Annotated in this window: 20 protein-coding genes and 3 rRNA genes; 19 read left to right on the forward strand and 4 right to left on the reverse strand. The window is 43.3% G+C overall.

The features are described 5' to 3' along the window. Nucleotides 1-152 precede the first annotated feature (152 nt). From mioC to rrf, 19 genes are all read left to right on the forward strand, one after another. Nucleotides 153-602 (forward strand): FMN-binding protein MioC, encoded by a 450-nt coding sequence (gene mioC / locus AADY36_RS00005; RefSeq protein WP_239962564.1) that lies wholly within the window; start codon nt 153-155, stop codon nt 600-602. 429 nt (nt 603-1,031) lie between these two features. Next, nucleotides 1,032-2,921 carry a tRNA uridine-5-carboxymethylaminomethyl(34) synthesis enzyme MnmG gene (gene mnmG / locus AADY36_RS00010; RefSeq protein ID WP_054554801.1) on the forward strand — a complete coding sequence of 630 codons (1,890 nt, stop codon included), beginning with the start codon at nt 1,032-1,034 and terminating at the stop codon, nt 2,919-2,921. Between the two features lie 15 nt (nt 2,922-2,936). Further along, entirely contained in the window at nt 2,937-3,557 is a 621-nt protein-coding gene (gene rsmG, locus AADY36_RS00015; protein WP_054554802.1) for a 16S rRNA (guanine(527)-N(7))-methyltransferase RsmG, read from the forward strand. Between the two features lie 13 nt (nt 3,558-3,570). Next, the gene (locus AADY36_RS00020) at nt 3,571-4,356 is read left to right on the forward strand and encodes a ParA family protein (RefSeq protein WP_054554803.1); all 786 of its coding nucleotides are present in this window, start codon (nt 3,571-3,573) and stop codon (nt 4,354-4,356) included. A 20-nt stretch (nt 4,357-4,376) separates the two neighbouring features. Continuing rightward, on the forward strand, nt 4,377-5,288 hold the full coding sequence (locus AADY36_RS00025; RefSeq protein ID WP_054554804.1) for a ParB/RepB/Spo0J family partition protein: 912 nt from the start codon (nt 4,377-4,379) through the stop codon (nt 5,286-5,288). Nucleotides 5,289-5,447: 159 nt separating this feature from the next. Further along, on the forward strand, nt 5,448-5,828 hold the full coding sequence (locus tag AADY36_RS00030) for an ATP synthase subunit I (protein WP_055022070.1): 381 nt from the start codon (nt 5,448-5,450) through the stop codon (nt 5,826-5,828). A 15-nt stretch (nt 5,829-5,843) separates the two neighbouring features. Then, nucleotides 5,844-6,701: a F0F1 ATP synthase subunit A gene (gene atpB, locus AADY36_RS00035; protein ID WP_342408334.1), complete on the forward strand. Its 858-nt coding sequence runs from the start codon at nt 5,844-5,846 to the stop codon at nt 6,699-6,701. A 56-nt stretch (nt 6,702-6,757) separates the two neighbouring features. Beyond that, complete coding sequence (atpE, locus tag AADY36_RS00040) at nt 6,758-6,991, forward strand: F0F1 ATP synthase subunit C (RefSeq protein WP_138683981.1); 234 nt, start codon at nt 6,758-6,760, stop codon at nt 6,989-6,991. A 42-nt stretch (nt 6,992-7,033) separates the two neighbouring features. Beyond that, nucleotides 7,034-7,504, forward strand: coding sequence for a F0F1 ATP synthase subunit B (gene atpF, locus AADY36_RS00045; RefSeq protein ID WP_054554807.1), 471 nt, complete (start codon nt 7,034-7,036; stop codon nt 7,502-7,504). Between the two features lie 16 nt (nt 7,505-7,520). Then, on the forward strand, nt 7,521-8,054 hold the full coding sequence (gene atpH, locus AADY36_RS00050; protein WP_054554808.1) for a F0F1 ATP synthase subunit delta: 534 nt from the start codon (nt 7,521-7,523) through the stop codon (nt 8,052-8,054). 14 nt (nt 8,055-8,068) lie between these two features. Beyond that, the gene (gene atpA, locus AADY36_RS00055; RefSeq protein WP_054554809.1) at nt 8,069-9,610 is read left to right on the forward strand and encodes a F0F1 ATP synthase subunit alpha; all 1,542 of its coding nucleotides are present in this window, start codon (nt 8,069-8,071) and stop codon (nt 9,608-9,610) included. 59 nt (nt 9,611-9,669) lie between these two features. Then, entirely contained in the window at nt 9,670-10,530 is an 861-nt protein-coding gene (gene atpG / locus AADY36_RS00060; RefSeq protein WP_054563740.1) for a F0F1 ATP synthase subunit gamma, read from the forward strand. 32 nt (nt 10,531-10,562) lie between these two features. Further along, nucleotides 10,563-11,948, forward strand: a complete 1,386-nt coding sequence (gene atpD, locus AADY36_RS00065) for a F0F1 ATP synthase subunit beta (protein ID WP_342408335.1) — start codon at nt 10,563-10,565, stop codon at nt 11,946-11,948. 13 nt (nt 11,949-11,961) lie between these two features. Beyond that, on the forward strand, nt 11,962-12,384 hold the full coding sequence (locus tag AADY36_RS00070; protein ID WP_054554812.1) for a F0F1 ATP synthase subunit epsilon: 423 nt from the start codon (nt 11,962-11,964) through the stop codon (nt 12,382-12,384). Between the two features lie 269 nt (nt 12,385-12,653). Continuing rightward, the gene (gene glmU, locus AADY36_RS00075) at nt 12,654-14,012 is read left to right on the forward strand and encodes a bifunctional UDP-N-acetylglucosamine diphosphorylase/glucosamine-1-phosphate N-acetyltransferase GlmU (RefSeq protein WP_054563739.1); all 1,359 of its coding nucleotides are present in this window, start codon (nt 12,654-12,656) and stop codon (nt 14,010-14,012) included. 143 nt (nt 14,013-14,155) lie between these two features. Further along, the gene (locus AADY36_RS00080) at nt 14,156-15,994 is read left to right on the forward strand and encodes a choice-of-anchor I family protein (protein ID WP_342408336.1); all 1,839 of its coding nucleotides are present in this window, start codon (nt 14,156-14,158) and stop codon (nt 15,992-15,994) included. 585 nt (nt 15,995-16,579) lie between these two features. Next, nucleotides 16,580-18,120: ribosomal RNA gene (locus AADY36_RS00085) — 16S ribosomal RNA — on the forward strand. 277 nt (nt 18,121-18,397) lie between these two features. After that, nucleotides 18,398-21,281 (forward strand): 23S ribosomal RNA (locus tag AADY36_RS00090). Between the two features lie 188 nt (nt 21,282-21,469). Then, a 5S ribosomal RNA gene (gene rrf, locus AADY36_RS00095) occupies nt 21,470-21,584 on the forward strand. The 16S, 23S and 5S rRNA genes sit together here, the layout of an rRNA operon. A 285-nt stretch (nt 21,585-21,869) precedes the next feature. Here rrf and AADY36_RS00100 read toward each other — a convergent pair. The 4 genes from AADY36_RS00100 to AADY36_RS00115 all read right to left on the reverse strand — a co-directional run bounded on the left by AADY36_RS00100 (nt 21,870) and on the right by AADY36_RS00115 (nt 25,988). Further along, nucleotides 21,870-22,571, reverse strand: a complete 702-nt coding sequence (locus tag AADY36_RS00100) for a hypothetical protein (protein WP_342408337.1) — start codon at nt 22,569-22,571, stop codon at nt 21,870-21,872. A 91-nt stretch (nt 22,572-22,662) separates the two neighbouring features. After that, a complete protein-coding gene (locus tag AADY36_RS00105; RefSeq protein WP_054563028.1) occupies nt 22,663-23,940 on the reverse strand; it encodes a LysM peptidoglycan-binding domain-containing protein in 1,278 nt (425 codons plus the stop codon). Nucleotides 23,941-24,058: 118 nt separating this feature from the next. Beyond that, a complete protein-coding gene (locus AADY36_RS00110; protein WP_304637703.1) occupies nt 24,059-24,598 on the reverse strand; it encodes a hypothetical protein in 540 nt (179 codons plus the stop codon). A gap of 85 nt (nt 24,599-24,683) precedes the next feature. Then, on the reverse strand, nt 24,684-25,988 hold the full coding sequence (locus tag AADY36_RS00115; protein ID WP_342408338.1) for a sensor histidine kinase: 1,305 nt from the start codon (nt 25,986-25,988) through the stop codon (nt 24,684-24,686).

Genomic DNA, 25,988 nt, shown 5'->3' on the forward strand with positions numbered 1-25,988 from the left:
TAAAAAACCATTAAAAACAGTAGATTATAAAAAGTATTGAATTAAAGCTGTCATTTTAAGCAGAAAAACTTATTCAGATCGTAATTCAACGCTTTACTCACACCCTAACTTAGTTATCATGTGGCCACTTATTTCTATACATGATCAATCACATGCAATCAGTAAATATCATCGTTGGCAGCCAAATGGGATCTGCAGAATACGTGGCAGAGCAACTAGCAGAAGCCCTTGAACAACAAGGGATCCAAGTGCAGCTTCATGAACAGCCTGTATTTGATGATATTGATCAGCAAGATACTATTTGGTTGTTATGTACTTCTACATACGGCGCTGGAGACTACCCAGAGAACCTACTGCCATTTGTTGAGTCTATTAACCAACAGCCTGATCTTAAAGGATTAAAATACAGTGTGATCGGATTAGGTGACACTAGTTACGACACCTATAACTATGCAGGCCGTAATCTAGATGAGTTATTAGCTATTAAAGGCGCAAACCGCGTGGCAGAACGCTTAGAGCTAAATATTCTTGATGAAGCATTGCCAGAAGACACAGCATTAGCCTGGTTACCAAGCTGGATCGAATCAGTGGGGCTCAATTAAACCGATCGGTGTTGATCGTTGTTATAAAAGTTACCCACAATTTACTGATAATTTAGATCGGATTGTGGATAAACACTGATCTAACTGCGATTTTAACCTAGTTTATCCCTTGGATAAGATCCAATCGATATTGCCCTGTGTATAAATAGCCCTTTTGATCAAAGCTTTTACGCGGGAAGATCCGATCATATTAACACCTTTAGATCTGCGTTAAGATCATGTTTTAAATAGTAAAGCGAACATTATCAACAGATCTAGCCGTTACTAGTAGTAAGAGTAATAAAAGATCTCTTTAAAAGATCCTTTATATTATTAGAGATCACCCACTTAGATCTTGAGCACTGTTTAATCATTTATCTTCTCTAAATTTCTAGGTAGAATACGCTCCCTTTACAAAGTTTTGCTGGTCGATTAAGTAGGATCCCATAAATGATTTTTCACGAACGTTTTGATGTTATTGTTGTAGGTGGTGGACATGCAGGTACTGAAGCTGCATTAGCATCTGCTCGCATGGGCATGAATACCCTATTGCTAACTCATAATATGGATACCCTTGGTCAAATGTCTTGTAACCCGGCAATTGGCGGTATTGGTAAAGGCCATTTAGTTAAAGAGATCGATGCACTTGGTGGTGCAATGGCTCAGGCTATTGATAAAGGCGGTATTCAATTTCGTACTTTAAATTCATCTAAAGGCCCTGCTGTACGTGCTACACGTGCTCAAGCTGACCGTGCTTTGTATAAAGCAGCTATTCAACACACTTTACAACATCAAGAAAACTTAAAGATCTTCCAACAATCATGTGACGATCTAATCGTTGAAGGTGATCGAGTAATCGGTGTTGTAACGCAAATGGGTCTTCGTTTTAGTGCGCCTTCTGTGGTTCTTACCGTAGGTACTTTCTTAGGTGGTCAGATCCATATTGGTTTAGAGAACTTCAAAGGTGGTCGTGCTGGCGATCCACCTTCAATTGCACTTGCAGAGCGTTTACGTGAATTACCTTTCCGTGTTGATCGCTTAAAAACAGGCACGCCTCCTCGTATTGATGCGCGTACTGTTGACTTTAGCAAGATGCAAGAACAGCCTGGTGATACCCCAACGCCTGTATTCTCATTTATGGGTAAACAATCGGATCACCCACAGCAGATCCCGTGTTACATCACTTATACAAATGAAAAAACACATGATGTGATCCGCAATAACTTACATCGCTCACCTATGTATTCAGGTGTAATTGAAGGTATTGGTCCACGTTACTGCCCTTCAATCGAAGATAAGATCGTACGTTTTGCTGATAAAGACAAACATCAAATCTTTGTTGAGCCTGAAGGTTTAACATCATACGAATTATATCCAAATGGTATTTCAACGAGTTTACCGTTTGATGTACAGCTTGAAATTGTGCAATCAATCACTGGTTTTGAAAATGCACATATTTGTCGTCCTGGTTATGCTATTGAGTATGACTTCTTTGATCCGCGCGACTTAAAGCAATCATTAGAAACTAAGTTTATTAATGGTTTATTCTTCGCAGGCCAAATCAATGGTACAACCGGTTACGAAGAAGCTGGCGCACAAGGTTTAATTGCGGGTATGAACGCGGCATTACAAGTACAAGGCAAAGAGTCTTGGACACCTCGCCGTGATGAAGCATACACAGGTGTACTAATTGACGACCTAGCAACATTAGGTACTAAAGAACCGTACCGTATGTTTACTAGCCGTGCTGAATACCGTTTATTACTTCGTGAAGATAATGCCGACATTCGTTTAACTGAGAAAGGCCGTGAACTTGGCTTAGTTGACGATGCTCGTTGGGCTGCCTTTAACGAAAAAATGGAAATCATCGAAAAAGAAACGCAACGTTTAAAAGAAACATGGATCCACAAAGATCACGTTGCTGTTGATCAAGTAAATGCATTATTAAAAACACCACTGACTCGTGAAGCGAGCCTTGAAGATCTGATCCGCCGTCCTGAAATTCGATATAACGACTTAATGGCGATCGATGGCTTAGGTTCTGAGTTTGATAACCAAGCTGCACTTGAGCAAGTTGAGATCCATACTAAGTACGCAGGCTATATTGCTCGTCAGCAAGATGAGATCAATAAGCAGTTACGTCATGAACAAACTGTATTACCAAAAGACTTTGATTATTCAACTGTTTCTGGTTTATCAAATGAGGTTATCGCAAAGCTTACTGATAGTCGTCCAGATACAATTGGCCAAGCGTCACGTATTTCAGGTATCACCCCTGCTGCTATTTCGCTATTATTAGTCTATCTGAAAAAGCAAGGCTTACTGCGCAAGACTGCGTAGTTGGTGAGGAATACAGTGTTACAACAACAATTAACTTCGCTGTTAGCGCAAACTGATATTGCGCTAACAGAAAAACAGCAACAACAACTTGTGCAATATGTTGAATTATTAGACAAGTGGAACAAAGCGTATAACTTAACCTCTGTTCGTTTACCTGAAGAAATGATGGTTAAGCATATAATGGATAGCTTAGTTGTTGCACCACACCTTAAAGGCAAACATTACATTGATGTAGGTACGGGTCCTGGTTTACCGGGTATCGTATTAGCTATCGCTTTACCTGATACACAATTTGTGTTGTTAGATAGTTTAGGAAAACGCGTACGCTTTTTGATGCAGGTAAAACATGCACTTGGCCTTGAAAATGTAACCCCAGTGCAGTCTAGAGTTGAAGAATATCAACCAAGTGTTAAATTAGATGGTGTATTAAGTCGTGCATTCGCCTCTTTACAAGATATGGTTGACTGGTGTGCGCACTTGATTGATCATTCAGGTAAATTTATCGCCTTAAAAGGCGTATTTCCGAGCGAAGAACTAGACTCATTACCTAAAGGTATTAAGTTTGATGAAAAAATCAGCTTGGAAGTACCTGAGTTAGATGCGCAAAGACATCTAATCATTCTATCTAAAGACTAGGGATCAGAGCACTGTGGCAAAAGTCATCGCATTAGCAAACCAAAAAGGTGGTGTTGGTAAAACAACCACCGCTGTGAATCTCGCGGCATCGATGGCCGCGACGAAGCGTAAAGTGTTATTAATCGATCTTGATCCGCAAGGAAACGCTACCATGGGTAGTGGTGTCGATAAATACGGTGATGTTGCGACTATTTACGATTTATTGATTGAAGAAACACCAATCGATGAAGTGATCAATAAAGAAACCTCAGGTGAGTATCACTTAATTGCTGCTAATGGCGATGTGACTGCCGCTGAAGTTAAACTAATGGAATTGTTTGCTCGTGAAGTGCGTTTACGTAATGCGCTTGAACAAATTCAAGATCAATACGATTTCATTTTTATCGACTGCCCGCCTTCACTTAACATGCTTACTGTTAATGCAATGGCTGCCGCAGATTCGATTTTAGTTCCGATGCAATGTGAGTATTATGCCCTTGAAGGTTTAACTGCATTAATGGATACCATTACTCAGCTATCTAAGCTAGTAAATCCAGCGTTAACAATTGAAGGGATTTTGCGCACCATGTATGATCCGCGCAATCGCCTTGCAAATGATGTATCAGAACAACTCAAACAACATTTTGGCGATAAAGTATATCGTACCGTTATCCCACGTAATGTCCGTTTAGCAGAAGCGCCGAGTTTTGGTGCCCCTGCCATGTATTATGACCGTGCATCAAGTGGTGCTAAAGCTTACTTAGCCCTAGCCGGCGAAATGTTACGTAGAAAAGAGAAAACATCTTCAGCAGTAGCCTAACTTCGAGGTAAAAAAATAACATGTCTGCTAAAAAACGCGGTTTAGGCCGAGGACTCGACGCTTTATTAAGTTCATCAAAACCTGCCCCAAGTGCAAATAATCAGCAACAAGCGACAGCAACACCAGAGCAAGTCTCTGAAGTTGTTGCAGAGCAAAGCAAAGGTGAGCTGCAAAAATTAGCGATTGAGTTTTTACAATCGGGTAAATATCAACCGCGTAAAGACATGTCTGAAGAAGCGCTAGAAGAGTTAGCCAGCTCAATTCGTGCCCAAGGCATCATTCAGCCAATTGTTGTGCGCCAAATTGGTGCAGACAAATATGAAATTATTGCTGGTGAACGTCGTTGGCGTGCTGCTCAACTTGCAAAATTAGATGCTGTTCCATGTATCATCAAAGATGTGCCAGATGAAGCAGCCGTTGCAATCGCATTGATTGAAAATATCCAACGTGAAGACCTAAACGCGATGGAAGAAGCGATTGCTTTGAATCGTTTACTTAACGAATTTGAACTCACTCATCAACAAGTCGCCGAAGCTGTTGGTAAATCGCGTACGACTGTGACTAATTTACTACGTCTAAATAACCTTAACGAAGATGTTAAAATCTTGTTAGAACATGGCGACATCGAAATGGGTCATGCACGCTGTTTATTGGCACTTGAAGGCGAAGCGCAGTCAGATGCTGCTAGATTAGCGGTTGCTAAAGCGTTGACTGTTCGTGAAACTGAGAAATTAGTTCGCTCTATCTTAGAACCAGCTCCGAAAAAAGAAGTGCAAGAAAAAGATCCGGATGTCAAACAGTTAGAACAAAAACTTGCTGAAAATTTAGGCGCCAAAGTAGAAATAAACTACAATAAAAAAGGCAAAGGCAAACTGGTTATCTCTTATACAACTCTTGATGAGTTGGATGGCATTTTAAGCCGTATAAATTAAGACTATTCCCGTCATTAATTAATAACATGTCCAAAAAGAGACATTTGTGGTGTTTTTGCACTACAAAGGGTCGACTCAAGTTGCAAAACTGGTAGGAATCAGTATAATTTCGCCAGTTTTCATACCCTGACAATTTAACGTTCTAAAGGTTAACAAAACGTGACTAATAGGTTAGCAAAGCCGTATAGGCTTGCCGCATTTAAATTAATTTGTCTTCAGGGTATCGTAGCATTAATCGCTGCAGTAATTGTTTTTATAGGTTGGGGAGTCAATGCCGGCCAGTCAGCGCTTGCTGGCGGAGCTGTTGCACTACTCCCTAATTTTGTATTTGCTGTCTATGCATTCCGTTATATGGGTGCAAGTCGAGTAAATCAAGTGTATGCCTCGCTGAAGCGCGGCAACGGATTAAAATTTATGCTAACAATCGTTTTGTTTGCACTGATACTGAAGTCTTACACGGTCGTTTTATTACCGTTTTTCTGTGTTTATGTATTGGTGTTATTTAGCGGATTGTTTGCGCCCGTTTTTTTTAATCATTAACTTTTGGGATATAACATGGCTGCAGAAGAAGTTACTATATCAAGCCATATTCAGCACCACTTAACTAACGCTAAGATGTGCTCGACCGACGCTGGTCTTGCCTTCAACAAAGCGTGTGCAGACAGTGGTTTCTGGACATGGAATATAGATACCCTCGCATGGTCAATCGGTTTAGGTCTTGTATTTTTATGGATCTTCCGTAGTGCCGCTAAAAAAGCAAATACCGGTGTACCTGGTAAACTTCAATGTTTCATTGAAATGGTTGTTGAGTTCGTTGGCGACAACGTACGTGACACATACCATGGTAAAAGCGCATTAATCGCTCCATTAGCTCTAACGATTTTCGTTTGGGTGTTCTTAATGAACTTAATGGACTTGATTCCGGTTGATTTCCTACCTGCATTCGCTGGCTTCGTTGGCGAGCAAGCATTTGGTATGGATCCTCACGACGTTTACATGAAGATTGTACCTACAACAGACATCAACATGACTGCTGCACTTGCTATTGGTGTGTTCATTCTGATGATCGGTTATTCAATCAAAATCAAAGGGATTGGCGGATTCTTAGCTGAATTAACGCTTCACCCGTTCAGCTCTAAAAACAAGCTGATGATGGTGTTATTAATCCCATGTAACTTATTACTAGAAACAATCGCTTTAGTGTCTAAGCCGTTCTCGTTAGCACTGCGTTTATTCGGTAACTTATATGCTGGTGAGTTGATTTTCATCTTGATCGGCGCAGTTGGTTTAATGCAACTACCGTTGCACTTTATTTGGGCTGTATTCCACATCTTAGTAATCGTACTGCAAGCATTCGTATTCATGATGCTTACAATCGTATACCTAAGCATGGCAAGCTCAGATAATCACTAATTTTTTACACTTTTAAATTTTAACTTTAATTTACAATTGAAACTTTGGAGAAAAAAATGGAACTAATGATTGGTCTTAAGTACATCGCTGTTGCTCTACTTATCGGCTTCGGTGCAATCGGTACTGCTATCGGCTTCGGTAACATGGGTGGTAAATTCCTAGAAGCTTGTGCTCGTCAACCTGAACTTGCACCTTCATTACAAGTTAAGATGTTCATCCTTGCTGGTCTAATCGATGCTGTAGCAATGATCGGTGTTGGTATCGCAATGGTAATTCTGTTCGTACTTTAATCTTATTTTTTGAACAGCTTACTATTTTAAGGAGGAGCGGTCGTGAACTTAACAGCCACTCTTATCGGTGAATTAATTGCATTTACGGTTTTCGTACTTTTCTGTATGAAATACGTATGGCCACCACTAAATGGTGCAATTGAAGCTCGCCAGAAGAAAATCGAAGATGGTTTAGCTGCCTCTGATAGAGCCGAAAAAGACTTAGAACTTGCGCAAAAGAAAGCTGCTGAGCAGCTTAAAGAGGCAAAAGCTCAAGCGGCTGATATCATTGAACAAGCTAAAAAGCGTGCCACGCTAATCGTTGACGAAGAAACTGTTCGTGGTCAACAAGAGCGTGAAAAAATTATTGCTCAAGGGCACTCTGAAATCGAAGCAGAGCGTAACCGTGTAACAGAAGAACTACGTAAACAAGTAGCGACGCTGGCAGTGGTTGGTGCTGAGAAGATTTTAGAGCGCGAAATCAATCAAGCCGCACACAGTGACATCGTTGAAAAACTTGTCGCTGAGCTGTAATTAGGAGGGTATGAGCATGTCTGAATTGGCTACTATCGCTCGCCCATACGCTAAAGCGGCTTTTGAACTTGCCGTTGAAAAAGGCACTGTTGAAAGTTGGAACGACATGCTGTTCTTTGCTGGCCACGTTGCCAGCAACGAGCAAGCCGCTGCCGCGCTAGCTGGATTGCCTACTGCTACTGAACAAGCAGATCTGTTTATCAAGATCTGTGCAGAGCAGCTCAACGAACAAGGTCAGAACCTAATCAAGGTGATGGCTGAAAATGGACGTTTAGTTGCACTGCCTGCTGTTGCTGAGTTATTCGCTGAATTTAAAGCGGACTACGACAAAGAAATCGACGTTGACGTGATTTCTGCAACACCGCTTGCTGCTGAGCAGCAAGCAACATTGGTAGCGGCACTTGAAAAACGTTTCGCACGCAAAGTTAAGCTGAATTGTAGTGAAGATACTACAGTTGTTGGCGGTCTTATCATTAAGGCGGGTGACACTGTAATCGACGGCTCAGTACGTGGCAAATTAGCCCGCTTAGCTACATCACTACAATCGTAATTGGGAAAAAGAGCATGCAACTTAATTCCACTGAAATTTCAGATCTGATCAAACAACGTATTGAGCAGTTCGAAGTTGTAAGTGAAGCTCGTAACGAAGGTACTATCGTATCTGTTACTGACGGTATCATCCGCATCCACGGTCTTGCTGACTGTATGCAAGGTGAGATGATCGAGCTTCCTGGCAACCGTTATGCTATCGCACTAAACCTTGAGCGTGACTCAGTAGGTGCTGTAGTAATGGGTCCTTACGCTGACCTTAAAGAAGGCGTAAAAGTTAAATCAACTGGTCGTATCCTAGAGGTTCCTGTTGGTCGTGGTCTACTTGGTCGTGTTGTTAACACACTAGGTGCACCTATCGACGGTAAAGGCGCTTTAGATAACGACGGTTTTGAACCTGTTGAGAAAATCGCACCAGGCGTTATCGAACGTCAATCAGTAGATGAGCCAGTACAAACTGGTTATAAATCTATCGATGCGATGATCCCAGTAGGTCGTGGTCAACGTGAGCTTGTGATCGGTGACCGCCAAACTGGTAAAACTGCATTAGCAATCGATGCTATCATCAACCAAAAAGGTACAGGCGTTAAGTGTGTGTACGTTGCAGTTGGTCAAAAAGCATCTACTATCGCTAACGTAGTACGTAAATTAGAAGAGCACGGTGCATTAGAAAACACAATCGTTGTTGTTGCATCTGCTTCTGAATCTGCGGCACTTCAGTACCTAGCGCCATTCTCTGGTTGTACTATGGGTGAATACTTCCGTGACCGTGGTGAAGACGCGCTAATCGTATATGATGATTTATCTAAGCAAGCTGTTGCTTACCGTCAAATCTCATTACTACTTAAGCGTCCACCAGGCCGTGAAGCATACCCAGGTGACGTATTCTACCTTCACTCACGTCTTCTAGAGCGTGCATCACGTGTAAACGCTGATTACGTTGAGAAGTTCACTAATGGTGAAGTGAAAGGTAAAACAGGTTCATTGACGGCATTGCCAATCATTGAAACTCAAGGCGGCGACGTTTCTGCGTTCGTACCGACAAACGTTATCTCTATCACCGATGGTCAGATCTTCTTAGAAACTGACTTATTCAACTCAGGTATCCGTCCAGCTGTTAACGCTGGTATCTCGGTATCTCGTGTTGGTGGTGCAGCGCAAACTAAAATCGTTAAGAAACTAGGTGGTGGTATCCGTCTAGCGTTAGCTCAGTACCGTGAATTAGCTGCGTTCTCGCAGTTCGCGTCTGACCTTGACGATGCAACACGTGCTCAATTAGAGCATGGTGAGCGCGTAACAGAGCTAATGAAGCAGAAACAGTACGCACCAATGTCTGTTGCTGAAATGTCTCTGTCGCTATTTGCTGCTGAAAAAGGCTACCTAAAAGACATCGAAATCGCGAAAATCATGGATTTCGAAGCTGGCCTAATTTCTTACGCAAACAGCACATACGCAGAGCTAATGGCTCAAATCAATGAAACTGGTAACTACAACGCTGAGATTGAAGCTCAACTTAAAGAACTTCTAGAGAAGTTCAAGTCGACGCAAACTTGGTAATTTAGTTATGAATGGTGAGCTTTAGGCAACTAAAGCCCACCTGATTCGGAGAGAGAGTCATGGCCAGCGGAAAAGAGATTAAAAGCAAGATCGGGAGTATCAAGAATACTCAAAAGATCACCAGCGCAATGGAAATGGTTGCTGCGTCTAAAATGAAAAGAGCGCAGGAACGTGTGGCGTCAAGCCGTCCATACGCTGAAAACTTACGCCAAGTGATTGGTCGTGTTGCTCAAGCAAATCTTGATTTTACTCACCCTTTCTTAGAAGAGCGTGAAGTAAAACGAGTTGGTTATATTGTTATCTCTACTGACCGTGGTCTATGTGGTGGCTTGAACTCAAACGAGTTCAAAAAAGTTGCCCTAGATGTTAAAGCGTGGAAAGAAAAAGGCGTTGAAGCTGAATTTACTACTTTAGGTAGCAAAGCAGCTGGCTTTTTCCAACGTTTTGGCGGTAAGTTAGTCGCTAAAAAAGCGAACTTAGGAGATACACCTTCACTACAAGACGTTATTGGTCCTGTAAAGACAATGCTAGATGCATACTCTGAAGGTAAAATTGACCGCTTATACGTAGTATTTAACAAGTTCGTTAATACTATGAAGCAAGAGCCAACAATCGATCAGTTACTCCCTTTGCCAAAAGCTGAAGAAGAAGTATCTCAACATTCTTGGGATTACTTATATGAGCCAAACCCAGAAGCAATTTTAGAAGCTCTGTTAGTACGCTTTATTGAGTCTCAAGTATACCAAGGTGTAGTTGAGAACGCTGCCTCTGAACAGGCTGCCCGTATGGTTGCAATGAAAGCTGCAACTGATAACGCAGGCGACCTTATGGATGAGTTACAGCTTGTTTATAACAAGGCTCGTCAAGCTGCAATCACACAAGAAATTAGTGAGATTGTTGGCGGTTCGGCAGCAGTTTAACGCTTCGGCAAAGTTTAATGAGAGGAATAGACATGAGTTTAGGTAAGGTCGTCCAAATTATCGGCGCCGTTGTGGATATCGAATTTCCACAAGACAACGTGCCAGCCGTATATGACGCACTAAAAGTAACAGATGGCGACTTAGCTGGTTTAACTTTAGAAGTTCAACAACAGCTAGGTGGCGGTGTGGTACGTGGTATCGCACTTGGTACTACTGACGGTTTACGTCGTGGTACTGCAGTAGAAGGTACAGGTCAGCCAATCCACGTTCCTGTAGGTACGAAGACACTAGGTCGTATCATGGACGTTTTAGGTAACCCTATTGATGAAGCTGGTCCAATTGGTGAAGAAGAGCGTATGTCTATTCACCGTGCAGCACCTTCTTATGAAGAACAATCAAGTTCAGTAGAACTTTTAGAGACTGGTATCAAGGTAATCGACCTTGTATGTCCATTCGCTAAAGGTGGTAAAGTTGGTCTATTCGGTGGTGCCGGTGTTGGTAAAACCGTAAACATGATGGAACTTATCCGTAACATCGCAATCGAGCACAGCGGTTACTCAGTATTCGCAGGTGTTGGTGAGCGTACTCGTGAGGGTAATGACTTCTACCATGAGATGAACGACTCAAACGTACTAGACAAAGTATCTCTAGTATACGGTCAAATGAATGAGCCACCGGGTAACCGTTTACGCGTAGCGTTAACTGGTCTTACTATGGCTGAGAAGTTCCGTGACGAAGGTCGTGACGTACTTTTCTTCGTTGATAACATCTACCGTTATACTCTAGCGGGTACAGAGGTATCAGCACTTCTAGGTCGTATGCCTTCAGCAGTAGGTTACCAACCAACTCTTGCTGAAGAAATGGGTGTACTTCAAGAGCGTATCGCATCAACTAAGACGGGTTCAATCACTTCAATCCAAGCGGTATACGTACCTGCGGATGACTTAACTGACCCATCTCCAGCAACAACGTTTGCTCACTTAGATGCAACAGTAGTACTTTCTCGTGATATCGCTTCACTTGGTATCTACCCTGCGGTAGACCCACTTGATTCATCTTCACGTCAACTTGACCCACTAGTAATCGGTCAAGAGCACTACGATACAGCGCGTGGCGTTCAAACAGTTCTTCAACGTTATAAAGAACTTAAAGACATCATCGCAATCCTAGGTATGGACGAGCTTTCTGACGAAGATAAGCAAGTTGTATCTCGTGCACGTAAAATCCATCGTTTCCTATCTCAGCCGTTCTTCGTTGCTGAGGTATTCACAGGCGCGCCTGGTAAATACGTGTCACTTAAAGACACAATTGCTGGCTTCAAAGGTATCTTAAACGGTGAGTTTGATGATATGCCAGAGCAAGCGTTCTACATGGTTGGCTCTATTGAAGAAGCTCAAGAAAAAGCCAAAAGCATGTAATTAGGAGGGTAGTATGGCGGCTATGACTGTACATCTTGACGTAGTAAGCGCAGAAGAGAGCTTGTTCTCTGGTCTGGTTGAATCGATTCAAGTGAGTGGTAGTGAAGGTGACCTTGGTGTTAACTATGGTCACGCTCCATTATTAACTGCCCTAAAACCTGGTATGGTACGTTTAGTTAAGCAATTTGGTCACGAAGACGTGATGTATATTGCTGGCGGCACGCTAGAAGTTCAACCGGATCGCATCACTATTCTTGCAGATACTGCAGTTCGTGGTGAAGACCTAGACGAGCAAGCGGCTGAAAAAGCTAAACGTGATGCTGAAGAGCAAATGGCGAATACGTCAACTGCTGAGTTAGATTATCAACAAGCTGCAGTGCAACTTGCTGAAGCAATCGCTCAACTTCGCGTAATTCAACAATTACGTAAAAAGTAAGCCTACTCGGTTTTCGAAAAGCCCACTTAATGTGGGCTTTTTTGTGTCTAAAATTCACTGTTTTATACCCTATTCTGAACATTGTACTTATAACCTGCACTTTTCCCCGCTACAATGTGTTAATTGATAATGAGCTAAGCTTTTATACAAGGTTCTTTCCTTCAAGCTAGGATTGAGTATTTGCACATGATGTGACTTGCGCAACTTTGCATGTTTATAGCTAAATTCATTACGTCCCACTAAAACAAAGAAAGAAGGATATTGTTTTAATGTCTCTGACTACCGTTATTCTCGCTGCGGGTAAAGGCACCCGTATGCGCTCTGCTCTACCTAAGGTATTACACAAAGTTGCTGGTAAACCTATGGTGCAGCACGTTATCGATAATGCCACTGCCCTTGGCGCTCGTGAAACAAATCTTGTTTACGGTCATGGCCGTGAGCAGCTTCAAGAAGCCCTATCGCACAACCAAGTAAACTGGGTATTACAAGAAGAACAACTCGGTACGGGTCATGCTGTTGCTGTTGCTAAAGAACATATTGCCGATGATGACACCGTATTAATTCTCTATGGTGATGTGCCACTAACAAAACGCGCGACCTTAGAAAAGCTACTTGCTGCGACTCCAGAAAAAGGCTTAGCAGTATTAACGGTTACCTTAGATGACCCATCAGGTTATGGCCGAATGATCCGTGAAAATGGCAAGCTAGTAGGTATTATCGAACAAAAAGATGCTTCACCTGAGCAACTTGCGATTAAAGAAATCAATACCGGTATTATGGCTGCTAATGGTGCGCTACTTAAACGTTGGTTAGGTAACCTATCTAACAATAACGCTCAAGGTGAATATTACTTAACAGACATTGTTGCGATGGCACACAGTGAAGGTGTTGAAATTACTTCTGCACAGCCAGAGCATCCGATGGAAGTTGAAGGTGCTAATAATCGCGTACAACTTTCAGCGCTTGAACGTGCATACCAAGCGTGGCAAGCAGAAGAGCTAATGCTAAACGGCGCAACACTTGCTGATCCTGCTCGTATTGATATACGTGGTGAAGTAACGACCGGCGAAGACGTACTGATCGACGTTAATGTTATTTTCGAAGGAAAAGTAACTCTGGGTAATAACGTACAGATTGGCCCAAATTGCGTACTTAAAGATTGTACTATCGGCGATAACGTTGTTATTAAAGCTAACTCACTGGTTGAAGAAGCCAGTGTTGCAGCGAAATGTACTTTAGGTCCTTATGCCCGCCTTCGCCCTGGTGCGATTATGGAAGAAGACTCACACATTGGTAACTTCGTTGAGATGAAAAAGACTCGCTTAGGTAAAGGCTCAAAAGCAAATCACCTAACCTACTTAGGCGACACTGAAGTTGGCGAAAAAGTTAATATTGGCGCAGGTACTATTACTTGTAACTATGATGGCGTAAATAAATCAAAAACCATTATTGGTGATAATGCCTTTATCGGTTCTAACTCATCACTGGTGGCCCCTGTTAATATTGGCTCAATGGCAACGATTGGCGCAGGTTCTGTTATCACTAATACTGTTGAAGACGATCAGCTTGCAGTCGCTCGTGGTAAACAACGTAACCTTACTGGTTGGAAGCGCCCAACTAAAAAGTAATGAGCTACCCTACTAATTTATAAATAAAAAGCGAGTTTATACTCGCTTTTTTTATGACTAAATTTTGTTCTCATAAAAGTGCCATATAGTTGTAATACCTGGGTGTTGTAATTACCTCAATACAACTCCAAGGAAAAATAATAATGTTAAAAAGATCAATTATTGCGCTATCACTTTTAACCATTCTTTCTGGCTGCTCATTAGACGGTGACGACGGCAAAGACGGCCTACAAGGTGAACAAGGTCCTGCAGGTCAAAATGGTACTAATGGAACTGATGGGGTAAATGGCACCGATGGTACAAACGGAACTGACGGAGCAAATGGTACAGATGCAAACGCTGCTTTAACTATAAATCTTATCGGCCGTGCAGTGCTGAACGCAGAAAGCCCTGAAGGTGCTGCGGAAATTGTCGCTTACCAAGCATCTAAACAACGAATATTTGCTATCAATAGTTCCGGTGATTCTGCGGTCGTTAATATTATGAAAGCCGATAGCTTTGACCGTGCAGCTTTAGTTAAAGATAACGAAGGGGTTATAAACGGCACTAATTTAAGCTCAGAGATTACCCTTGCACTTAATGAGCACAGTGTGGGCGATGCAAACAGTATCGCTATTGATGCTAATAATGAACTTTTAGCCGTCGCAATGGCAGCAAGTAATACCGGTGATGCCGGTTTAATCGCATTTTATGATATTAGTGGCGACGAGCCTCAGTTTATTAAAAATGTCACTGTAGGTGCCCTGCCCGACATGGTTACTTTTAGCCATGATGGCAATAAAGTATTGGTTGCAAATGAAGGCGAACCTAATGGTGATTACAGTATTGACCCTGAAGGCTCTATCAGCATTATTAATATCAATAATGGTGTAATTGCAGATACTGCTATTAGCATTACTTTTTCAGCTTATAACGACAAACAAGCAGAGCTTGAAGAACTTGGGATTGTATTTGCTAACCCGACAGGTCGAACAATCAACGGTAACTTGATTAATACAACCGTAGCTATGGATTTAGAACCTGAATACGTCAGCGTTTCGAAAGACAATAAGTTTGCTTACGTGTCACTACAAGAAAATAACGCCCTTGCTATCGTCAACCTTGAAGATAATAGCATCGAGCTAAAAGGCTTAGGTTTTAAGGATTGGTCTAATTTACTTTTTGATGCATCAGATAAAGACGGTGGCGTTAACTTTAAATCTTACCCTGGTCTCTATGGCATGTATCAACCAGATACTATTTCAAGCTTTACTTGGAAAGGTGCTAACTTTATTGTCACAGCGAACGAAGGTGATGCACGAGAATACTTCTTTGATACAACCGACGAAGCTGATTGTTTAGCAAAAGGTGGTCTTGATTACGATGAAGATGATGGGTGTTTATCATATATAGATGAAACCAGAGCTAAAGACTTAACACTGGCAAGCAATTTTGATTACCTGAACAATGACAACAGTGATATTGGCCGTTTAAAAGTGACCACTGTTAAAGGTGATGAAGATAATAATGGCGAATATGAATCACTCTATGCATATGGTGCCCGCTCTTTTACCATTTGGGATAGTAACGGCATGGTGGCTTTTGACTCTGGCGATCAAATCTCACGCATTACTGCATCAGTTCACGGAGCAGCATTCAATAATAACGAAGATGAAAATGACGGTGATAGTCGCTCTGATGACAAAGGTGCAGAACCAGAAGCGTTAGCACTGGGTACGATTGGCGAACGTACATTTGCATTTATCGGGTTAGAGCGTATGGGTGGCATTATGGTGTTTGATATTACTAATCCATACAATGTGACATTCCAAGATTACTTTTTTAATCGTGGCCTAGAAGCTGATGCAGATATAACAGGTGATCTTGCTCCTGAAGGTATGGCATTTATACCTGCAGAACAAAGTGCAACGAATGAAGCATTGCTAGTTGTTGGTAATGAAATTTCGGGTTCAATCGCTGTTTGGGAAATTTCTACTAACTAATCCGCCTTATAAAAATAAAAAGCGACATAGCTAATTTAAAGTATGTCGCTTTTCTATACCATTTTATCCTCACAAAAATGACTGCTTTTTGAGCTAAAACCCCTCTGCAGCCCTTTATTTGTATGGTTATTGTACTAATTTGAAAATAATCAAAAAAACCTTCAAAAAGTGCTTGCGTTAATTCTTCGCATCCCTATAATGCGCATCCACTGACACGGCGGGCAGCAATGAAAAGCGCTGAACAAAGTGACACAGAGTTAAGTAAAACTTCGGTTTAAAACGGTCTAAAAAGAAAGTTTAAAATTAAGTGTTGACTCGAAAAATTAAGGATGTATTATACGCATCCCTAGCGACAACGTCGCAACGTTCTTTAACAATATAAAGCAATCATCTGTGTGGGCACTCGTACAGATTGAGTTCTAACAGCAGATTCTAGTTCGCTAGATGACGCAAACAAATTTAGAGTCTCAATTGAACTGAGTGACCAACGGAAACAAGTTTACTTGTTTCAGCACAGTCAATTCGATTCGAAAGAATCAAAATTCAGAATTCATTGAGCACGAAACTTCGGTTTCAAAAAACTTTTAATTGAAGAGTTTGATCATGGCTCAGATTGAACGCTGGCGGCAGGCCTAACACATGCAAGTCGAGCGGTAACAGAGAGTAGCTTGCTACTCTGCTGACGAGCGGCGGACGGGTGAGTAATGCTTGGGAATATGCCTTATGGTGGGGGACAACAGTTGGAAACGACTGCTAATACCGCATGATGTCTACGGACCAAAGTGGGGGACCTTCGGGCCTCGCGCCATAAGATTAGCCCAAGTGGGATTAGCTAGTTGGTGAGGTAATGGCTCACCAAGGCAACGATCCCTAGCTGGTTTGAGAGGATGATCAGCCACACTGGGACTGAGACACGGCCCAGACTCCTACGGGAGGCAGCAGTGGGGAATATTGCACAATGGGCGCAAGCCTGATGCAGCCATGCCGCGTGTGTGAAGAAGGCCTTCGGGTTGTAAAGCACTTTCAGTAAGGAGGAAAGGTTAAGTGTTAATAGCACTTAGCTGTGACGTTACTTACAGAAGAAGCACCGGCTAACTCCGTGCCAGCAGCCGCGGTAATACGGAGGGTGCGAGCGTTAATCGGAATTACTGGGCGTAAAGCGTACGCAGGCGGTTTGTTAAGCGAGATGTGAAAGCCCCGGGCTCAACCTGGGAACTGCATTTCGAACTGGCAAACTAGAGTGTGATAGAGGGTGGTAGAATTTCAGGTGTAGCGGTGAAATGCGTAGAGATCTGAAGGAATACCGATGGCGAAGGCAGCCACCTGGGTCAACACTGACGCTCATGTACGAAAGCGTGGGGAGCAAACAGGATTAGATACCCTGGTAGTCCACGCCGTAAACGATGTCTACTAGAAGCTCGGGTCTTCGGACTTGTTTTTCAAAGCTAACGCATTAAGTAGACCGCCTGGGGAGTACGGCCGCAAGGTTAAAACTCAAATGAATTGACGGGGGCCCGCACAAGCGGTGGAGCATGTGGTTTAATTCGATGCAACGCGAAGAACCTTACCTACACTTGACATACAGAGAACTTACCAGAGATGGTTTGGTGCCTTCGGGAACTCTGATACAGGTGCTGCATGGCTGTCGTCAGCTCGTGTTGTGAGATGTTGGGTTAAGTCCCGCAACGAGCGCAACCCCTATCCTTAGTTGCCAGCGATTCGGTCGGGAACTCTAAGGAGACTGCCGGTGATAAACCGGAGGAAGGTGGGGACGACGTCAAGTCATCATGGCCCTTACGTGTAGGGCTACACACGTGCTACAATGGCGCATACAGAGTGCTGCGAACCTGCGAGGGTAAGCGAATCACTTAAAGTGCGTCGTAGTCCGGATTGGAGTCTGCAACTCGACTCCATGAAGTCGGAATCGCTAGTAATCGCATATCAGAATGATGCGGTGAATACGTTCCCGGGCCTTGTACACACCGCCCGTCACACCATGGGAGTGGGTTGCTCCAGAAGTGGATAGTCTAACCTTCGGGAGGACGTTCACCACGGAGTGATTCATGACTGGGGTGAAGTCGTAACAAGGTAGCCCTAGGGGAACCTGGGGCTGGATCACCTCCTTATACGATTTAGAACTTATTTGTTCGTAGTGTCCACACAGATGATTGTTAGTTAGCTAAACCACTAGGTTTAACTAATTAATATGCTCTTTAAAAATTTGGAAAGCTGATATTAAAATTCTTATAGATATTCGTATCTATAAAGAGTTTTCAAAAGTAAAAATATGCCATTAATCGAAAGATTAATTGGTATCTACTTTAGTATTCTCATCATTATTTGATGAATTAACTTCTGGCGAAGTTAACAGCTGTCACTAACAAAGACCCGTTTGGGTTGTATGGTTAAGTGACTAAGCGTACACGGTGGATGCCTTGGCAGTTGGAGGCGATGAAGGACGTATTAACTTGCGATAAGCCTAGTCAAGCTAGTAAAAAGCGCTTGAGGCTAGGATTTCCGAATGGGGAAACCCACCTGCTTGCAGGTATCTTGCACTGAATACATAGGTGTAAGAGGCGAACGCGGAGAACTGAAACATCTAAGTACCCGTAGGAACAGAAATCAACCGAGATTCCGGAAGTAGCGGCGAGCGAAACCGGACCAGCCCTTAAGCTTATTATGTGTTAGTGGAACATTCTGGAAAGTTTGACGATACAGGGTGATAGTCCCGTACACGAAAATGCATCTTAAGTGAAATCGAGTAGGTCGGAGCACGTGAAACTTTGACTGAATATAGGTGGACCATCATCTAAGGCTAAATACTCCCAACTGACCGATAGTGAACCAGTACCGTGAGGGAAAGGCGAAAAGAACCCCTGTGAGGGGAGTGAAATAGAACCTGAAACCGTGTACGTACAAGCAGTAGGAGCCCTTCGAGGGTGACTGCGTACCTTTTGTATAATGGGTCAGCGACTTATATTTTGTAGCGAGGTTAACCGATTAGGGTAGCCGTAGGGAAACCGAGTCTTAACTGGGCGTATAGTTGCAAGGTATAGACCCGAAACCCGGTGATCTAGCCATGGGCAGGTTGAAGGTTGAGTAACATCAACTGGAGGACCGAACCCACTAACGTTGAAAAGTTAGGGGATGACCTGTGGCTAGGAGTGAAAGGCTAATCAAACCGGGAGATAGCTGGTTCTCCCCGAAATCTATTTAGGTAGAGCCTCGGACGAATACTTACGGGGGTAGAGCACTGTTAAGGCTAGGGGGTCATCCCGACTTACCAACCCTTTGCAAACTCCGAATACCGTAAAGTACTATCCGGGAGACACACGGCGGGTGCTAACGTCCGTCGTGAAGAGGGAAACAACCCAGACCGCCAGCTAAGGTCCCAAAGTCATAGTTAAGTGGGAAACGATGTGGAAAGGCCCAGACAGCCAGGAGGTTGGCTTAGAAGCAGCCATCCTTTAAAGAAAGCGTAATAGCTCACTGGTCGAGTCGGTCTGCGCGGAAGATGTAACGGGGCTAAACTATGCACCGAAGCTGCGGATTCAAAATTTATTTTGAGTGGTAGGGGAGCGTTCTGTAAGCCGTTGAAGGTGTACCGGGAGGTATGCTGGAGGTATCAGAAGTGCGAATGCTGACATGAGTAACGATAATGCGGGTGAAAAACCCGCACGCCGGAAGACCAAGGGTTCCTATCCCATGTTAATCAGGGTAGGGTAAGTCGACCCCTAAGGCGAGGCCGAAAGGCGTAGTCGATGGGAAACGGGTTAATATTCCCGTACTTGGTATAATTGCGATGGGGGGACGGAGCAGGCTAAACAAGCATGGCGTTGGTTGTCCATGTGAAAGTGAGTAGGTTGGTGACTTAGGAAAATCCGGGTCGCTAAGACTGAGACACGAGACGAGCCACTAAGGTGGTGAAGTTGTTGATGCCATACTTCCAGGAAAAGCCTCTAAGCTTCAGATTATACCGAATCGTACCCCAAACCGACACAGGTGGTCAGGTAGAGAATACTAAGGCGCTTGAGAGAACTCGGGTGAAGGAACTAGGCAAAATTGTACCGTAACTTCGGGAGAAGGTACGCTCCTATCTGTGATGAGACTTGCTCTTTAAGCGGACGGGAGCCGCAGTGACCAGGTGGCTGGGACTGTTTATTAAAAACACAGCACTGTGCAAAATCGCAAGATGACGTATACGGTGTGACACCTGCCCGGTGCCGGAAGGTTAATTGATGGGGTTAGTTTTCGGACGAAGCTCTTGATCGAAGCCCCGGTAAACGGCGGCCGTAACTATAACGGTCCTAAGGTAGCGAAATTCCTTGTCGGGTAAGTTCCGACCTGCACGAATGGTGTAACCATGGCCACGCTGTCTCCACCCGAGACTCAGTGAAATTGAAATCGCAGTGAAGATGCTGTGTACCCGCGGCTAGACGGAAAGACCCCGTGAACCTTTACTACAGCTTGGCACTGAACATTGACCCTACATGTGTAGGATAGGTGGGAGGCTTTGAAGCAGAAACGCTAGTTTTTGTGGAGCCGTCCTTGAAATACCACCCTTGTAGTGTTGATGTTCTAACGTTGGCCCCTAATCGGGGTTACGGACAGTGCCTGGTGGGTAGTTTGACTGGGGCGGTCTCCTCCCAAAGAGTAACGGAGGAGCACGAAGGTTGGCTAAGTACGGTCGGACATCGTACGGTTAGTGTAATGGTAGAAGCCAGCTTAACTGCGAGACAGACACGTCGAGCAGGTACGAAAGTAGGTCATAGTGATCCGGTGGTTCTGAATGGAAGGGCCATCGCTCAACGGATAAAAGGTACTCCGGGGATAACAGGCTGATACCGCCCAAGAGTTCATATCGACGGCGGTGTTTGGCACCTCGATGTCGGCTCATCACATCCTGGGGCTGAAGTCGGTCCCAAGGGTATGGCTGTTCGCCATTTAAAGTGGTACGCGAGCTGGGTTTAGAACGTCGTGAGACAGTTCGGTCCCTATCTGCCGTGGGCGTTTGAGAATTGAGAGGGGTTGCTCCTAGTACGAGAGGACCGGAGTGAACGAACCGCTGGTGTTCGGGTTGTCATGCCAATGGCACTGCCCGGTAGCTACGTTCGGAACTGATAAGCGCTGAAAGCATCTAAGCGCGAAGCAGGCCTCGAGATGAGTTCTCACTAGACTTTTAAAGTCTCTGAAGGGCCGTTGAAGACTACAACGTTGATAGGCAGGATGTGGAAGTGGTGTGAGCCATTAAGCTAACCTGTACTAATTACCCGTGAGGCTTAACCATACAACGCCAAACGCGTTTTATGACAGCGTAACAGACAGAAGTTAAGACACTAAAGTAGATTTTACTTGATATCAGAATTCCAGATTTATGTAGGGTGAACCGCAACGCTTAATGCGAAATCAGTTCACCTTGCGCAAAGGACTCGTAAGCGCTACGCGCTTTGTCGAGAATCCTTTCCACGCCTTTTGCTTGGTGACAATAGCGTTTTGGACCCACCTGACCCCATGCCGAACTCAGTAGTGAAACGAAACAGCGCCGATGATAGTGTAGCAGCTGCTATGTGAAAGTAGGTCATCGCCAGGCTCCAAATTAGAGAAAGCCCGATTCGAAAGAGTCGGGCTTTTTTGCGTCTGGAGCTGTCAGCTTTCAGCCGTCAGCCGTCAGCTGAACTGTGGGGTTGTTTAGTGCAGATACTCCCTCAGCAACAACCCCCGTAGGAGGCACTTCAGTGCCGAATTCAGACCTTTACAAACACATTCATGGCTAAAGCCATTCCTACAAGTACACTTTGCCTAGAACCTAGAACCTAGAACCTAGAACCTAGAACCTAGAACCTCCACCTATCGGCTGAAAGCTGACAGCTCGTTGTCACTCACACTGCTGTATTTCTCTCACATCGCCGCGGCCGTCGCTTAGATAACATTGTTCTAGCAACGAGCAGTAGCAGATCTCGGTTTTGATATTAAAGCGTTGGTCATTTACCTTGTCCCACTGAGTTGCATTGAAGCCTGTTTTCTTAAAACCAAAGAGATTAAGTTCAGCGCCTGAGGCTAATAATCGGTTATTACTAACGCCGGTATACAACCAACCAAATTTTTCAAAAAAATTGATCTCTGGTGATTCATTTTGCAACTTATTTAATTGCTCTTGGTAAGCATAGATATCAAAGCAGCAGTCTTTTATTACTTTAAATATCTCTGTATACGACTTTTCATCGTGGAAGAATTTAACGTATTTAATAATGGCTGGGCCTGATCCTGAGTTTTTAATGTAAAAAGTAATTTCTTCAGAATTTTTTTCTTCATTAAAATTTCCCGTCATCACTTCGAGCCATGGCCAGGTTGCGGCTTTTACTTGTCGTTCTGCGGCGTTGGCTTGCAAGTAAGTGGCATAAAAGGAGGCTGCTGAAATTATAATGGCGCAGAGTGCGAGAAATAGGTTTAGCCGCTCGTTGGTAAACCATGCATTGCGCTGAGTGTTTTGCTGGGTGGTCTTTGTTTGCTCTTCAACGTTAGAGTTTTGCTCTGTTTTAACGGTGGAACAGCTTGCGTCCTGTTGCTGATTATCCATAATTTTTAATTGTTGTTTTTATAGACTAATAAAGATACAACTTTAATTGGATAGATAAAAGAGACAGGGAGTAAAACTCCCTGATTTGGTATTAACTATTTGAGATAAATACGGTGAGCTTTTCACCCACTCTTAAGCTATCTCTTGAAAGGTTATTCCATTGTTTGAGTTTAGTGATACTGACTTTGTATTGCTTTGCAATCTTCCAAAGGCTATCGCCAGATTTCACCTTATACTCGATTTGTTGATCAGCCAATTGCGGTAATATCAGTTTTTGACCAATACGAATGGTGTTTGTTTTTAGGTTATTGAAGGTTTTCAGTTGGCTAACTGTTACTTTATAGTTCTTTGCAATCACACTTAAGCTATCACCGCGTTTAACTGTGTAATGTTGCCACTGGCTATAATCATTGCTCTTTTGATTAGCTAATAGAGTTTGATAACTTGCTTGCTGATCTTTTGGGACCACAATGTGTGGCGCATCAATCACCGCGGGATATCGGATAACGCCATGGTTCAGCTCTTCTAGCTCTTGCCATTTCGCTTTGTCTGCCAAGATCACTGCACCAGTTACTGGTAAGGTCGCAATAGCCTGCTCATTCTTAATCGCAGGGAATATCATTTTTTGGTGTTTTAATAATTGTGCTGCGGCCAGTAACTTAGGCACGTATTGTTTGGTTTGCGATGGTAGCTTTAAACTAAAGAAGTCCGTCGACTTACCTTGTTTTTTATTACGAGCAATCGCCTGTAATACACGCCCTTCACCAATATTGTAAGCAGCAATAGCGTGATACCAATCGCCATCAAAGCGTTTATAAAGGTATTCCATAAAATCCAAAGCTGCGCGGGTGCTGTCGATCACATCTTGGCGACCATCATACCAAGGGGTAATTTTTACTTTAAAGTATTTGGCGATTGAGGGGGTGAGTTGCCATAAACCCGATGCATGTTTGTGCGAATAGGCACTGGCATCAAAATCGCTCTCTATAAGCGGCATTAGAGCGAGTTCTATTGGTAAGTCACGGTTTTCTACTTCTGTGACGATATGATACAAATACGGCGCTGCGCGGCGGCTTATTTCTTCCATGTAATTTGGATGAGTAAGGTACCAAGCAATGCGCTTTTGCACATCTGGGTGACTTGAATCGCTAAACTGCAGTTGAATGCGAATACGCTGCCATACGTCATCAAGTTCACTTGGTTTGAGCGGTGTCACCGCGTCTACTTGTTTTGTTTTAGCTTCTGCAACCACAGTGCCTGGATTGGCTTTGATGATGGGCTTCTTTTCGGGAAGTGACTCAGGGGCAGTCTGACAGCCTGTTACAATAAAAGAAACAACAACAAGGCCTAAAAATCGATTTAAAAACACGTATTAAAATACTCCGTTAACTTAGGTGCGGGTAAACTAAAGCGCCTAAGCTTAACATAGGGTGAGCTAAAAATGACCATTAGATTAACAGCTCGCTAACTTACTCACCCAATTGAAATTAAAACGAAATACTAACTTGTAACCCAGCATAACCATGGTTTTGTGCTTCCCAATAGCGACTGTCTATTTCTCGGGCTCTGGCATAGATCTCTATTCTAAATGGCTTTGAGTCCACGCCCATACCCACACCAACATAGCCATCAATATTATTGTGGTCGTCATCATAACGGTCGCTGTAGTCGTGGTCATCTCGGTCGTCGTATACAGCAAGCTCAATTAAATCTAAACCCACTTCGCCATAGACAAAAAAGTCGCTGAAATAGCCAAATTTGATGCCGCTATCTAAGGTGAGAAATGTCTCCCGATCACCTTTTTTAGTAAATACTTCTGCTGAGCCTAGTGCCGTTGTAAATGCTGCGCCGAAATTGCTGTAGTTATTTTTAGCCATGACTTCGATGCCGGCTGAGGTGATTGAATCAGTACTATTATGCTCTGATTTAACAAACAGGTTCATATTAGGGCTGTCATAAATACCAGCAAAGCTTGTAGCAGGAATGAAGGCAAGTGATGAAAAGAGTGCTAAGGCGAGGTATCGCATATTGGTTAGTCCATTAAACGTTAATGGGTACATGATACCAAACAGCGTCTTAGCAAATTGTAAGTAAGTGTTCTAACTATGTAAGTTAGCCGAACACGCAGCGGAAGCAGGCTCCTTGCTGGCGTTTGATATAAACCAGATCGCCGCCATGATTGAGCATGATCTGGCGTGATAAACTTAAGCCTATTCCTGAGCCTTGTTGCTTGGTAGTAAAAAATGGCACAAAAATCATCTCGATCACATGATCGCTGATACCTGTACCATTGTCGCCTACCTCTAAATACAGTTGCTGATTAGCATTTTGTGCAATGCTTACCTCAATGCACTTTGCTGACTCTGGACTATTTAACTGCTTAAGGACATCAAGGGCATTTGTAAGCAGGTTTATTATTACTTGTTCAACTTGGCCTCTATCTATCATTACTAACTGTTGGCTTTGCACCGATAAATTCAACTTGATATTAAGCTGCTTAGCTTGTTGTGAGTGCAGAGCGACAACTTGCTTGGCAAGATCTGCAAGAATATGTGGCTGTAAGTGTGGGACGGGTAAGCTACTAACCTTTTTAAATTGCGCTATAAATTCCCCTAAATGCTCGGTTCGTGATGCGAGTGTTGTTAGGGCGAGTTGCAAGTCTTGTTTATCTTCCTGATCATCAAAACTAAGCTCAGTTGGCAGCAGTGCCGTACAAGTTTGTGCTAAAGAAGAAAGTGGCGTAATCGAATTAGCAATTTCATGGGTTAGTACTTTGGTAAGGCGCTTATAAGCTTGTTGCTCTTTTAATTGCAGCTGATCATGAATCGATTGCAAACTGATCACTTTACGAACTTTACCTTGTATTTCGGCTATGCTGATTTGCACAGATAGCGTATCGTGCTGCTCACCATTTTGCCATGGCACGGTATTACGGCTATTTTGTTTTGCGTCTTGGACTAGATTTGCTATTACACCTAGATCATCGATGTGCTTTACAGCCTGCCCAAGCAAGCGGCTGACCGCCGGATTGTTTTCAATAATATTGCCTTGTTCATCACATACTAATACCGCTAAATCGATATGAATTAATAGTGCTTGTAAGAACTGAGCTTGTTGCTCTGCATTAAAACGTGCAGCCTGAATTTGTTGTTTAACCTGCTCAAATTGCTGCTGCATAGGGTGTTGGTCGCCAAAGCCTAATGTGCTGTCTCCATTCGCTAAAGCGCGAAACACCATATCCGCACGCCTTGTTTGGCGTTTAAATAAATTAAAAATTTGCGCGGCACATACCAAATTTAAAATTCCTAAAAGTGCCGAAATTGCAGAAAACCCGCTTTGCTCTACTTGCCAAAACAAAGTAATTGATAAACCTATTAATGCAGCTAATAGACTGGCTAAGCTAGTAAAGTTTCGCAT

Origin of the sequence: Pseudoalteromonas sp. D15MCD-2 (genome assembly GCF_038562745.1) — a bacterium.
GTDB lineage: Bacteria > Pseudomonadota > Gammaproteobacteria > Enterobacterales > Alteromonadaceae > Pseudoalteromonas.

Excerpts from the sequence above, each read along its gene's own strand:
- mioC (WP_239962564.1), top strand. The coding sequence starts at position 153 with ATGCAATCAGTAAATATCATCGTTGGCAGCCAAATGGGATCTGCAGAA.
- mnmG (WP_054554801.1), top strand. The coding sequence starts at position 1,032 with ATGATTTTTCACGAACGTTTTGATGTTATTGTTGTAGGTGGTGGACAT.
- AADY36_RS00025 (WP_054554804.1), top strand. The coding sequence starts at position 4,377 with ATGTCTGCTAAAAAACGCGGTTTAGGCCGAGGACTCGACGCTTTATTA.
- atpB (WP_342408334.1), top strand. The coding sequence starts at position 5,844 with ATGGCTGCAGAAGAAGTTACTATATCAAGCCATATTCAGCACCACTTA.
- atpE (WP_138683981.1), top strand. The coding sequence starts at position 6,758 with ATGGAACTAATGATTGGTCTTAAGTACATCGCTGTTGCTCTACTTATC.
- atpH (WP_054554808.1), top strand. The coding sequence starts at position 7,521 with ATGTCTGAATTGGCTACTATCGCTCGCCCATACGCTAAAGCGGCTTTT.
- atpA (WP_054554809.1), top strand. The coding sequence starts at position 8,069 with ATGCAACTTAATTCCACTGAAATTTCAGATCTGATCAAACAACGTATT.
- atpG (WP_054563740.1), top strand. The coding sequence starts at position 9,670 with ATGGCCAGCGGAAAAGAGATTAAAAGCAAGATCGGGAGTATCAAGAAT.
- atpD (WP_342408335.1), top strand. The coding sequence starts at position 10,563 with ATGAGTTTAGGTAAGGTCGTCCAAATTATCGGCGCCGTTGTGGATATC.
- AADY36_RS00070 (WP_054554812.1), top strand. The coding sequence starts at position 11,962 with ATGGCGGCTATGACTGTACATCTTGACGTAGTAAGCGCAGAAGAGAGC.
- glmU (WP_054563739.1), top strand. The coding sequence starts at position 12,654 with ATGTCTCTGACTACCGTTATTCTCGCTGCGGGTAAAGGCACCCGTATG.
- AADY36_RS00080 (WP_342408336.1), top strand. The coding sequence starts at position 14,156 with ATGTTAAAAAGATCAATTATTGCGCTATCACTTTTAACCATTCTTTCT.
- AADY36_RS00100 (WP_342408337.1), bottom strand. The coding sequence starts at position 22,571 with ATGGATAATCAGCAACAGGACGCAAGCTGTTCCACCGTTAAAACAGAG.
- AADY36_RS00110 (WP_304637703.1), bottom strand. The coding sequence starts at position 24,598 with ATGCGATACCTCGCCTTAGCACTCTTTTCATCACTTGCCTTCATTCCT.
- AADY36_RS00115 (WP_342408338.1), bottom strand. The coding sequence starts at position 25,988 with ATGCGAAACTTTACTAGCTTAGCCAGTCTATTAGCTGCATTAATAGGT.